Below are 12,115 nucleotides of genomic sequence, written 5' to 3' on the forward strand. Positions count from 1 at the left end.
TCCACCTAATTACATCTACATGTTGCCGTATACCAGGTTGTGCACTCTTTAGCGCAGACCTCAGAAGACTGCAAATTGGAGCGAGATATGGAACCGCTGGCACAAGAAACAACCCCACCCGCTGGTACTGCCGGATCTGAATCAACTTTTGCAGCACCGGTACCGTCTGGTGGTTGCGTATAAGGCGTGGGACAAGAAGGATTCGAATTGTTGTAAGCTTGCAGCGTATAGTAATTTCCAGGACACATATTCGAAGTGTTGTTGGCAGCCGTACAGCAAGAATGGGTGTTGCATGCTTGCGAGGAAATACCACTGCACCCCATCCCCGGCGGACTTCCCGATGGCGAAGGATTGTTACAAGCGCGAGTCATGCTGCCGCCACCACAGGAAACAGAACAACCACTCCAGCCGCCCCAATTTCCATTGCGCCAGCTGGTGGTCACTTGACCACTCACCCGTCCTACATTGTCGGTCACGATAACCCGGAAATAGTAGGTCACACCGGCACTACCTGTAGCCTCCAAATAAGATCCAGAACAGGCCACCCACGATGCTGTGCCCGTATCAATGGAGCATTGATAACCTGCTACGCCGCTCTCATTGTCAGTTCCCGAAAAATAAATCCTCGAAGAGCCCGTATTAGTTCCTGTCCAACTGGTGATACTAACTGATGGTGTTGCCAAATCCACAGACCAGGTGCGCGTTTGAGCTGCGCCCACTGACGATTGTTTGCCGAAATAGTCAGTCGCTCGCACTTCAAAAGTATAAGTCGTATCATTCGCCAACGTTGGTGAAGTATAGGAGGTCAAAGTTGTGCAATTAGCCCAGGCCCCGCCGTTAAGACGACACTCGGCCTTGGCGACTCGATAGTCATCGCTACAATTGAAGTTGATGGTCTCTGCTGAAAAACTGCGCCAACCTGAAAGTGCTGAAGTGATCGTGCAAGTGGGATTGGCGGTGTCTATGGCGCGCCAAAAAGCTCCCGTGTTGTAAGTGGGTTGCGCCAATACAAAAAGGCTCTTAAAGAGCAAAGGTATTAAAATCCAAAACATACCGAATAACCTATCGCTTTAAAATTTCTTTTGAAGTTAGATTGTTTCCATTTATGCTAGGAAACACAACCCTGCTATGCGTTGTTCTCAGTTGCGTTCAATTTTCAAATTTAAAGACAACCACGTCTTATATTTGCGAATTCAGCAATAGCAATGACTGCAACGATAGAGCAACACAGAATGATTGAATGAAACTCGAGAATACTTGGATATTTTTTCTAACACGCCTGTTGGCCTTGGCAGCTGTTTTTCTGCTGCCGCCCAACGTGATGTTCTCAGCGATTGGCGGTCCGCTTATTGTCGCGCACGGTATTCACGGTTTCTACAAACGTGCACAGACCAACCGCAATCCACTGTTTGTAGCAATGGCCCTGCTTGGACTTCTGGCACTTTTGTTATTGCTGGGCCCCGCAGGCACCAGGACCCAGTTGATCGTCGCCATCGTCTCGCAACTATTATTTGTGATTCACTTCTCCCTGGATGAGCACTTTTTTGAAGGGACATCCTATTCGCTGAAGCGATTGCCGGAATTATTAGTTTTGCCCCTGGCGATTTTAGCACTGCATCTGGCGGATTTTGGATTGTGGGGTTACTTATTTTTGGGCTGCACCATATTAGTATTAATAAGCAGTCTTGCAATTCACAAAAATGGAACTAGCCGCTTTCAAAAGCATTTGCTTTTTCTGACCCTGCTCACGGTTTTACTTTTCTTAGGAGAGTTCAAGGCCCGATCCAGTGCGCTGATCACATATACCGCATTGGTGCACTTTTTCGATTGGTATGAATACACCGTCAGAAATTCAAGCAAGGGCCCCAAACGAGCCGCGCTGGAGATTGCCGTTTTCTGGGTGCCCATTCAGGTTGTCGGAGTTTGGTATTACCAAAACCCTCAAGCTTTAAATATTTTGTCTTATGTTTATGATCCGCACTATATTGCCATCGGGATCATCTGGCATGTCTGCTGGTCGCTTCGCGCGACCAGCAACAAAACCATTACTCTCCGCAAACTTCCATAACGCTGCCGTAAAGATCCACGTTGATGGATTTTGCAGTTCTCCATGTGTAGATCATTTTATTATTCAATCGGTCGTAATCCGCATATTTAACCTGAAGCTCTACAATATAAGACTTACCTTCAGGCAGGCATGGGCTGCCGTGGTTATTTTCAACCACTTTGATTATAGTTCTTGTGTCTTCGTTCTTAAGTTTTTTAGCGATGTCTTCGACTTTTGCACCCGCTGCAAATACGGAAGAGGACATTACCAGGATCGCTGCGAAAGTGATGATAGATTTCACGGAATTCTCCTATTTTTTTATGGGTTTTAAAGTTTCACTTCAAACACCCGCATATCTACTCTTCGTATTCTGACTTCACAAGTTTCTTACATCACAAATCCACACTTGCTGTATTCCAAAACTGAATACAGCAATAATTACATTCACTTGCAGCTTCAATTTGCAAACAACTGCATTCCGTGGTGTATTCCGGCTGCATATTTCACAAAGATTCGGAATACATATGAAGGTAAAACCCTTACTTCTTAATTATATAGACTACCGCCTGTTCCTGCAGGACTGGTACTCCTATAATAAAGAGCACAAAAAAGGGTTCTCTTACGGCACCTGGACACTGCAATGTGGGTTTAAAAGCCGCAGCTTCATCCGCCTTGTAATGCTTGGACAGCGAAACCTAGGTGTGGATTCCATCTCCCAGGTTGCCCGCTCCCTGCACTTAAATGCTTCGGAATCAGAGTATTTCGAACACTTGGTACTCTATACACACGCCGACACCATACAGCTTAAGGAATATCACTTCGCCCAGATTGTTCGTTTGAATAAGGGAAATATCGGAGCCGAAATCCGCAACATCTACAAATTTCTATCAAACCCCAAGACGCCAAGGGCTCATTTACTTTTAAGCCTGGACACCGTCATCTGCACTTTGGACTTTATCGCTGAAACCATGCAAATATCCAAAGGTGAAGCACTGGAAATTCTGGAAAACATTGAAGACTGCGGTTTGGCCTCTTTCGACGAAACCACTGACAGCTGGAAAAGCAGCCACAAGGATTTGCAGATCTCCAATCAAGTCAGCCACGAAGCCATTCGCGCCTTCCATCTTAAAAGCCTCAAGGAAGCCGAGCAATCGCTGACCCTACCGGCGTCGGAGCGTTCATTCAGCGCTCTTTTGATGACAATGACCGAAGAGGAATACAAAGAGATTCAACAGGACATAGAGCAGTTTCAAAACATCCTGATCAAAAAGTACAATTCAAAAAATCCTGCAGGCTCACGTATTTATCAAATGAATTTAAATATCATTCCAACAACCTCCAAAATCATAACCACGGGCCTTGAGACACCGACATCGCAAACCCGCAAGGAAAATAAAGAACTGGAGATTCAATTATGAAATTAATTAAATCCTTGCTGCTGGCCAGCGCACTTCTGTCCATTCATTCACAGGCAAACACCGTTCGAATTGGCAACGGCGGAGACACCCAAACTGGATCTTTTGTATCAGAGGAGGCTTTGCTTCAAGCCGTTTTCAAAACCAAAACGGAGGCGCAGCTGCTGCTGAACTCCTGGATTTCCAACGAAAACATCAAGCACCTGACGTTGGAACAAAAGAAATCCCTGGTTTCACTTATTCAAACCACACCTGTCGAATTACTCACCAAAGATGCGTGCCATGATGGTGTCAGCAAAAAAGATGCTGTCGCTTACGCCTCACCGAAACCGAAAATTTGCGTCAGCGTCCTGCAGTTGAAAAACAAACTCTATACAGATAACTATAGAAATCAGATTCTGGCCCTGATGATTCATGAGTATTCGCATTTAATTGGCTTTGACGAAAACCAGGCGAACCAGCTGCAACAGCTGGTCATCCAGTACATCAGCATCCTGGGATATCCGGTTGCAGTTGAAGGACCTCCCGTGGACGACTTCATTCTATACAATCCTTATTCCATTTTCGAGGATACCTGGAACGACAAAGAACGCTTGTCTGAGGAAATTACCAGTTATGCTTCTGAGCTCCGCCAGAAGATCACCCGCTATTCTGAATACAGTTTTGGCAATTATCCGGTTTTATTGAAATCAGCAAACTACGCGCCAGACATCCTGCTTCGCCTGAACTATATCGAACAAGCCAGTAAAGCCTATTGGCGTAAACCCGCCCATCAAGAGATCCGCAAACAGCTGGACGAACTTCACAATGGTTCTGGCAGAACCCTCGACTTGATATTTTTTAACAATATGGAAGTGAATCCGTCGTTCCAGCTCACAGTACGGAACGACCTGGAAATTCCAGTTCTGGATCAAAACACCCCGGAATCCGACTTCCGTAAGCTTATTCTGCAAATTGACTATTTGAAACGAACCATGGAGCAGCAGATTCTTAGCGTACTGAATCCGCGCTAAAATTCCAGATTATCGACCGTGATTGGGAGGCCGTAAACACGCTCTTCCAATCTTCCTTCATTTTTAACGGCGCCTATGACCTCGATCTTACCATTGATCGTCGCCGCAACGTCTTTTTGGAATTGAATACCACCACACAACATCGGGCAGTCGGTTGCGACATAAGTATACTGATGGCTGGCGGCCTTTCTGACTGTCATCCAATCACCCTCCCCAAGGTACTTCAGATCCTCTCCAGAAACCCGGCAAAGGTATTCCCCGCCGTTCAAAACTGGATCCCGCAAGGACACCCTGATTTCTTTGATTTGCAAATCCAGAACACTATCTGACCATAGAAAACTAAGATTGCCGAGATTTATGTACTTGGACGAAACGTCATTCTCTTCCTTATTCAGCTTCCATGCTTTGCAACTTTTAGAGGTCGACGGCACGGCCCAAACATTGGTGTTTGCCGTGATCTGCAGATCCGCTTTTACCTGCCCCGTAACAAACAGAATACTTACCACCACAAGTACCTTCGCCAAACACGCCACCTTAGCACCTCCGATAAAGATACAATCGTAGTGAGCTTTTGGGGCGCACTCCAGTGGCCTTGCCAACAATCATTCATGAAGTTTTTCCAGTGTGTAAACTCAGTCCAATTCGAATTAAATCGGTCACCAATCAGAGATTCTTAAAATTCCGTCATGGTGAATTGTTTAGTGGTGCCCCGTGGTCACCACCCTATTTCATTCCGAAAGATACTTTGTTACAAACTGGCCCATAACAAGAACACAGTTTTTAACTAAAGGAGTTTCAAATGAAAAAAATCGTTATGTTCCTAATCGCTTTGTCTACAGCCGCTATTTCTCACGCCGCACCTCTTGCACCTACTGAAGACAAAATCACACCTGACTTCGTTGACCAGGCTATTCGCCTTGCTGACACCCAAAAAGACAGCGTGCGCAGAAAAGTGACTGTTGTTGTAACTGACCTTGGCTTGAGCACGGACATGAGCCCAAGAAGCACAGTTTATCTTACTTATAACAGCAACGCCGAGATGGGCAACCTTTCAGCCTCTTTCCTTGTAGCTAATGATGTATTCCACGGCCTGGAAGCTAAACGTGTTGCTCCAGGAATATTTGAAATTAGCTATGTAACTTACAGAGACGAAGGTGGCATGCTGAAAGTTACTAAAACCATCGACGCAACTGAACTTTATGTTCAAGACCACAAAATGCGCAACGCTTGCGGCAACGACTTCTGCGACGGCCAAATCAATGCGTCCATCGACGTAAAAGAGACGGCTAAAAAAGCAGCACGCTAAAATCTACTTCCGCCAAATAAAAAACCCCGGTTTTATAGACCGGGGTTTTTCGTTTTTCAGCTATCTTAGCAACTAGCGGATCACTTTGTTAGCATGGTATTGCTCTTCAGTGAACTCATCCACCAGGATCGCGTCGTAGCGTACAGCATCAGCTTCTTTCATCAAGCCAGCTTCTTCGGCGTTGATCACGTTTTTAGCCAAAGCATCGTCGATTAGCATGTTAGCTTTCTTCTTAGGAAGAACGCCGTCACGGATCGCTTTTTTGATTTTCTTTTCAGCCGCTTCAGCACGCAAAGAAACTGTGAATGCGTAATCCAAACGACCGATGGCTTGGTCACGTTCTTTTGGAAGGTAGATACCATCCGTCAAACGATCACGGATGCCGCCCTCTTTCATCATTTCAGCAGCGATAGCGTGAGTCCAACCGTCAGAAGCCTGGGAACCGATGGAGTTGATACGAGACCAAGCACCGATCCAACCTTTGAAGAACCAACGAAGACCTGGGATCTTCAAGTTGTCAAAGATACCGTCGAAACCTTTTTGGATTTCAACCATGCACATTTTCAAATTGTAGTGAGCAAAAGCCAGGTCTTCTTCGCGACGGCCTTCTGCTTCGAAACGGCGAAGGATCGCAGTTGCGATATACATATGAGCCAGGATATCTGCGAAACGGCCTGTGATTTTCTCTTTCATTTTCAAAGAACCACCCAATACACCCATCGCTACGTCAGATAGCAATGCGAAGGTAGCAGATGTCCATGACATACGACGGAAATACACTTTCATTTCAGGATGACAGTCTGGAGTGGAAGCCAGGTAACCACGAGAGCATGACAACAAGATCGCGCGGCACGTGTTACGGATGATGTGACCGATATGACCGAAGAAGGCACGGTCGAAACCTTTCAGATCATTTGCTTCGTATGCTTTTACTTCAGCATATGCAAATGGATGCGCACGAAGAGCACCTTGACCGAATACGATCAACGTACGAGTCATGATGTTTGCACCTTCAACCGTGATACCGATTGGAGTGGCGATATAGATTTCAGCAAGTACGTTACGAGGTCCCATGGAGATACCCGCACCGCCCATGATGTCCATCGCATCGATGATCACTTTACGACCCATTTCAGTCGTATAGTATTTTTGCATCGCTGTGATAACGCCTGGTTTGATACCTTTATCTAGGGCACCCAAGCAGTACTTTCTCATCGCTTCAAGTGTGTAAGCCGCAGCACCAATACGTGCCAAAGGTTCTTCAACACCTTCAAATTTACCGATGGAAACACCGAACTGACGACGAACCACTGCATGTGCAGAAGTCACGCGAGCCGCCAATTTCGTTCCGCCTGTTGCCTGAGCTGGAAGAGAGATACCACGGCCTGCAGCCAAGCACTCCATCAACATCATCCAACCTTTACCAGCGTTCGCAAGACCGCCAACGATAGCGTCTTCAGCGTCAACCACCACGTCTTTACCGTGTGTAGGACAGTTGTAGAACGGAGTATTTAGTGGATCATGACGTTTACCAAGAACCACGCCCGGTGTATTGGAAGGAATCAAAGCACAAGTGATGCCCAGGTCCTCGCCTTTACCCAAAAGATTTTCCGGGTCACGCAAACGGAACGCAAGACCGATCACAGAAGAGATCGCAGCCAAAGTGATCCAACGTTTATTCCAGTTCAATTTGATTTTGATTTTACCGTCAGTGTCTTTGAAAAGAACACCCGCAGAAACGATCGCACCTGCATCAGAACCTGCATTTGGCTCTGTCAAACCGAAGCAAGGGATTTCCTTCCCTTCAGCCAAACGAGGCAACCAGTGATTTTTCTGAGCATCAGTACCGTAGTGAGCCAAAAGCTCTGCAGGACCCAATGAGTTTGGAACCATCACTTGAATCGCAACCGCGATAGAACGTGATGACAGCTTCATGATCACTTCAGAGTGACACAGCGCCGAGAATCCAAGACCACCGTACTCTTTAGGTACGATCATGCCCAGGAATTTTTCTTTTTTGATATAGTCCCAAATTGGTTGAGGAATATCTTTGGTTTTGTAGATCTCCCAGTGGTCGATCATTTTACAAAGAGTTTCAACCGGACCGTTCATGAACGCTTTTTCCTCAGCCGTCAAATCCGGGTAAGGCTCATTCATCAAGTTTTGGAAGTTTGGTTTACCAGAGAAAAGATCTTTCTCCACCCACACCACACCCGCATCCAGTGCGGCTTTCTCGGTGTCAGAAATTTTCGGCAGGAACTGGAACTTTTTGAAGATCGCGAACACACCTGAAGTAACAAGTGCCGTACGAATCGGCGGAACGTTAAAGATCACCGCCACAACAGCGAACACGATCCAAAGCCACATCGGAGCCGCAAAGCCCACCATGATAGCTGCCAAAACGATCGTCCACACGATCAAAGGACTTCCAAAGAAGCCAACAAACAAAAGCGCCACAATCGAGCCCAAAACCCAAGCCCAAGTGCAACACTCTAAGAAATACCCATACAACGAGTTGATTGAATCCACGATGATTCTCCTTATTATTGCTTACCCCATTAATTACACTCCTAAATCCGAGGGCAAGCAAGAGAACTTCGAATAATTCCTAACAAATACGCGGGCTTAAGTACTGTCAAAACCAGAGCCCCAACTCTAATTCCAACCAACTCTCAAGAGATTCCCTCGGCAAAAAATGACCAATACCCCACCCAAAACTCCCCCGTCAGCAAAGCCCCAAAAGCGGCTGTAAGCCGCACCCAAAGCGGCGCTAAGTCGCCAAAGGCGACGGCCAGCCAAACAACAGCGGCGCCCAAAGGGCCAGCCAAAAACCCGACAAACACGAGGGCTGATCAAAAAGGTCCAGATGCAAGGCGGAGGGGGCCGCCCGCAGCGCAGGCGTACTTAATGTACGTCGGAGCGAGGACGGCCCCCTCCAACGCAGTCAGATGGGCCTTTTTCATCAGCCCGCAAGGCAAAAAAAAAGCCAACCTATTCGGTTGGCTTTTTCGTCTCAACTAAGAGAAAACTAATTACTTAGTTTCGCCCGCTGGAGCTGCTGGAGCTGCTTCAGTTGCTGCTGGAGTAGCAGTAGCGTCAGCTGCAGGAACTGCAGTGCCTTCAGCTGGAGTAGCTTCAGTAGCTGGAGCTGCTTCAGTAGTTGTAGTTTCAGCTGGTTGGTTTTTAGAGCAAGTGAAACCAGTTGTGAAAGAAAGTGCTAGCAAAGCTGCGATAACGATAGCTTTCATTGTTGTGTCCCTTCGTAAATAAATTCCAGACTTACCGTAATTGGCTTATCTGATTTTTTTGTTAATCTCGACTAAGGGCTAAGTTACACAAAATTATTATGGCTTAGCAACGAAATTTTAAAAATTATTTCTGGCAGTGGTTGCACCAAAAAGTATTTCGTCCACCCATAACCTTGGACTTGATCTGTTGTTTGCAAACAACACAGGGCAAACCCGCCCGATCATAGACTTTGAAGGTATTTTGAAAGTAACCACTTTCGCCTGAAGTTTGAGCAAAATCACTAATGGAAGAACCACCTTTTGCGATGCTGTCAGCAAGGATTCTACGGATCTCCTTAACCAGCAATTTTGCTCTCTCAAGAGAGAGTTTTTTTGCCGGCAAAGAAGGCTTAATTTTTGCCGCAAAAAGCGCCTCGCTGGCATAGATGTTCCCAACCCCTACGACAACTTTCTGATCCATGATCGCAACCTTCAACGCGACCTCCTTGTTGCGCAAACTTTGCCACAACGTTTCGCCTGAAAATTCAGCACTCAGGGGTTCAGGCCCCAAAACACGCAATCTTGGATGCGCAGCACCATCGTGGGCCGCCACAAAGTCAAAAATTCCGAAACGACGCGGGTCGCGGTAGGCCAAGCGCAAGCCACCGGAAAAATGAAGATATATATGATCATGCAGCCGCTCATCCCCTGGTGGGGCCACGCGCCAAGTACCGGTCATTCCCAAGTGCGAAAGCATTCCGCCCTTGTCGGTCCACAACAAAAGATACTTCGCACGACGCTCAACCTTTTTAATTTTCTGTCCTACTAGAGTCTTCAACAGCTTCAAAGGAATAGGGTCACGCAAATCAGGACGCTTCAGTTCAATCTTTTCAAGTGTTGGTTGTTTGCTCAGGATCTTTTCAAGTCCTTGGCGCACAACTTCAACCTCTGGCAATTCCGGCATAACCACTCCCCTAAAAAAATCCCTCGTAAAGAGGGCTTTTAGCAAACAATTTAAATTTCAGGTATTAGAACTTCGCTTACATCTGTAAGCGGATGGGCGCCTCGCATTACTATAAGTTCATTTCACTTTTGAGATGAATCTTTAAACTGCCTTTGTTATGCAACTGGGCATGGTTACTATCACTTACAGACAGCTCTTAAAACAGGAACTTGACGCGCGTATCAAGGACAACGACCAATACTCGATGCGTGCCATGGCAAAGCAGTTAAACCTCTCCTCAGCCATGCTCTCGTCCATATTGAACGGGAAAAGAAATCTTTCTGGAAAACGTGCGCTGGAAATCGCCAAAGGGCTTAAATTCAACAAAAAGAAAACCGACTACTTCATGGCGTTGGTCCAATTAGACTCTGTAAAGTCCGATGATGCCCGCACAGAACTTCTGGAAACAATTTTCTCCCTTACTCCTGCGGAAAAACCGCAAAAGATTGATTTGGATATCTTCAATCTTATTTCTGACTGGTACCATCTGGCCATCATGAAGATGACCAAGACGACGAAGCCGGAGATCACACCTGAAACCATCGCAAAAAGACTGGGCATCACCACGCCCCTGGCTTCTGAGGCCGTCGATAGATTGTTCAGACTGGGACTGCTGATTAAGGATGAAAACGGAATTCCAAAATGCGGAACGGCTCAATTGGTCGCTGATGCACCCAAGCACGAAGCCCTTCGTAAATTCCACAGTCAGATGATCAACAAAGCCCTTAATTCGCTTGAAACACAAACTGCACTGGAAAAATTTGTGGGCTCTGAAACCTTGGCCTTTGATGAGCAGGATCTGCCCAAGGCCGCAGAGATTATGGAAGAGTGCTTTCAAAAAATCATTCGGCTTGCCGCAAGCCGCCAAGAGAAAAAACACGTCTATCATATGGGCATTCAATTGTTCCGCCTGACCGAGGATCTGAAATGAAAAACCTGGTTCTGATTCTGTTTTTGTTTCTATTGCCCTTGCAAACCATGGCCGGTGGAGATGATTCTTTCGGCACACGCAACGGTGGCAACTCCCAGGCCTCCGAATTCTTTGATATCGGCGTGCAAATTCTGGATCGCCTCAATTTGCGCAAAGAAATCAAACTTTCAACGGGCAAGTTTTTAGTCGTAAAACCTGTGGTCGAACTATTTAAGAAAACAACAATCGTTGTTTCCGACAAGCAGCTTCGTTTAGACGGCTCGCTGGTGGATGCGATCAACTATCCGGACGTGAATCGAATTGAATTTTATGGTGATTCTTGGGGCCGACAGTCCAAACAACAAAAGCATCAGCTTGTCCTGCATGAAATTCTGGGTCTGGCTCGTGTCGCCGACACTCAATATAAGATTTCTCAGCAACTAATGAATGTGGCGTACATCGGTATTAATTGGGACCTGGGATACCGCCCGGCCTGCAAAGAAAACCGCAGCTTGAACCCCCAGCACTCAGACACTTTAATTAACGCGATTTTGGAAAAACCCGCGCGAACAAAACTCACTAAACCCGTTAGCATTAGTGACTTTGAATGTCGCACTGGAACAAATCTCCAGGGTTTTGATTTTTTCTTTTGCAACTTCACTCCCAAACTTTCAGAGAAGTCCTTTGAACGTGTGATCGCAACTCTGGAAGACATTGGAATCGCGAGACACTCAGTATTGGAACGTGATAAATTGATTTACCCGGTCTTTGGACTCCACTGCACCCCAAATCCAAAGAATGGCTCAGCCCAATGCAGCCTTCATGCATATTGGGACACTGGCTGCGCCAAGCGCAACTAATCCCTCTTGCCGAAACTGGGAGCCTGCTGTGATAATATCCAGGTATGGATGAATACTCACAGCCGCTCTCCCCTCTAGAACTGATGCAAACCCTTGGTTTGGACTATAGCGTTGGCGCCCTCATCGGCGGGACGCTATTTGGAATCATTGGAATCTACTTATTTCGCAAAGGACGCCGTGAATCTCACTCACCGAACATCTGGGTGGGCGTCAGCTTGATGCTTTATCCGCTTTTTGTGAGCAGCACTCTATATACCTATGTGGTCGGCGTCTTGTTGTGCGGCGTTGCTTACTATTATTGGCCCTAGGCTCTTTACTACAGTACCTAACATTG

At 46.5% G+C, this 12,115-nt stretch carries 13 protein-coding genes; 7 read left to right on the forward strand and 6 right to left on the reverse strand.

Features of this window, described 5'->3' with window-relative positions:
- Window positions 1–5 precede the first annotated feature (5 nt).
- Window positions 6–1,052: a hypothetical protein gene (locus ACLVWR_RS16840; protein ID WP_413581756.1), complete on the reverse strand. Its 1,047-nt coding sequence runs from the start codon at window positions 1,050–1,052 to the stop codon at window positions 6–8.
- Window positions 1,053–1,240: 188 nt separating this feature from the next.
- On the opposite strand from ACLVWR_RS16840, the gene ACLVWR_RS16845 reads away from it, so the two are divergent.
- Window positions 1,241–2,068 (forward strand): hypothetical protein, encoded by an 828-nt coding sequence (locus ACLVWR_RS16845; RefSeq protein ID WP_413581757.1) that lies wholly within the window; start codon window positions 1,241–1,243, stop codon window positions 2,066–2,068.
- Here the strand turns inward: ACLVWR_RS16845 and ACLVWR_RS16850 are convergent.
- Entirely contained in the window at window positions 2,046–2,348 is a 303-nt protein-coding gene (locus ACLVWR_RS16850; protein WP_413581758.1) for a hypothetical protein, read from the reverse strand. The two genes, ACLVWR_RS16845 and ACLVWR_RS16850, sit on opposite strands and share 23 nt — an antisense overlap.
- Before the next feature lie 223 nt (window positions 2,349–2,571).
- Between ACLVWR_RS16850 and ACLVWR_RS16855 the strand changes: the two genes are divergently transcribed.
- Both ACLVWR_RS16855 and ACLVWR_RS16860 read left to right on the forward strand, forming a co-directional pair.
- Complete coding sequence (locus tag ACLVWR_RS16855) at window positions 2,572–3,465, forward strand: TIGR02147 family protein (protein ID WP_413581759.1); 894 nt, start codon at window positions 2,572–2,574, stop codon at window positions 3,463–3,465.
- Window positions 3,462–4,475, forward strand: a complete 1,014-nt coding sequence (locus tag ACLVWR_RS16860) for a hypothetical protein (protein WP_413581760.1) — start codon at window positions 3,462–3,464, stop codon at window positions 4,473–4,475. The genes ACLVWR_RS16855 and ACLVWR_RS16860 overlap by 4 nt, the downstream gene beginning before the upstream one ends.
- Here the strand turns inward: ACLVWR_RS16860 and ACLVWR_RS16865 are convergent.
- Complete coding sequence (locus tag ACLVWR_RS16865; RefSeq protein ID WP_413581761.1) at window positions 4,472–4,999, reverse strand: hypothetical protein; 528 nt, start codon at window positions 4,997–4,999, stop codon at window positions 4,472–4,474. The two genes, ACLVWR_RS16860 and ACLVWR_RS16865, sit on opposite strands and share 4 nt — an antisense overlap.
- A 275-nt stretch (window positions 5,000–5,274) precedes the next feature.
- On the opposite strand from ACLVWR_RS16865, the gene ACLVWR_RS16870 reads away from it, so the two are divergent.
- Window positions 5,275–5,781: a hypothetical protein gene (locus ACLVWR_RS16870; RefSeq protein ID WP_413581762.1), complete on the forward strand. Its 507-nt coding sequence runs from the start codon at window positions 5,275–5,277 to the stop codon at window positions 5,779–5,781.
- Window positions 5,782–5,853: 72 nt separating this feature from the next.
- On the opposite strand, the gene ACLVWR_RS16875 is transcribed toward ACLVWR_RS16870, so the two are convergent.
- From ACLVWR_RS16875 to mutM, 3 genes are all read right to left on the reverse strand, one after another.
- On the reverse strand, window positions 5,854–8,310 hold the full coding sequence (locus ACLVWR_RS16875) for an acyl-CoA dehydrogenase (protein ID WP_413581763.1): 2,457 nt from the start codon (window positions 8,308–8,310) through the stop codon (window positions 5,854–5,856).
- A 503-nt stretch (window positions 8,311–8,813) separates the two neighbouring features.
- Complete coding sequence (locus ACLVWR_RS16880) at window positions 8,814–9,029, reverse strand: acylneuraminate cytidylyltransferase (RefSeq protein ID WP_340597150.1); 216 nt, start codon at window positions 9,027–9,029, stop codon at window positions 8,814–8,816.
- A 124-nt stretch (window positions 9,030–9,153) separates the two neighbouring features.
- Window positions 9,154–9,972, reverse strand: a complete 819-nt coding sequence (gene mutM / locus ACLVWR_RS16885) for a bifunctional DNA-formamidopyrimidine glycosylase/DNA-(apurinic or apyrimidinic site) lyase (RefSeq protein ID WP_413581764.1) — start codon at window positions 9,970–9,972, stop codon at window positions 9,154–9,156.
- 169 nt (window positions 9,973–10,141) lie between these two features.
- On the opposite strand from mutM, the gene ACLVWR_RS16890 reads away from it, so the two are divergent.
- From ACLVWR_RS16890 to ACLVWR_RS16900, 3 genes are all read left to right on the forward strand, one after another.
- Window positions 10,142–10,942, forward strand: coding sequence for a TIGR02147 family protein (locus ACLVWR_RS16890; RefSeq protein WP_413581765.1), 801 nt, complete (start codon window positions 10,142–10,144; stop codon window positions 10,940–10,942).
- Entirely contained in the window at window positions 10,939–11,781 is an 843-nt protein-coding gene (locus tag ACLVWR_RS16895) for a hypothetical protein (protein ID WP_413581766.1), read from the forward strand. Before ACLVWR_RS16890 ends, ACLVWR_RS16895 begins: the two co-directional genes overlap by 4 nt.
- A gap of 83 nt (window positions 11,782–11,864) precedes the next feature.
- On the forward strand, window positions 11,865–12,089 hold the full coding sequence (locus tag ACLVWR_RS16900; protein WP_413581767.1) for a hypothetical protein: 225 nt from the start codon (window positions 11,865–11,867) through the stop codon (window positions 12,087–12,089).
- The last annotated feature ends 26 nt before the right edge of the window (window positions 12,090–12,115 follow it).

The organism is Bdellovibrio sp. HCB288, from assembly GCF_047305935.1.
Classification (GTDB): domain Bacteria; phylum Bdellovibrionota; class Bdellovibrionia; order Bdellovibrionales; family Bdellovibrionaceae; genus Bdellovibrio.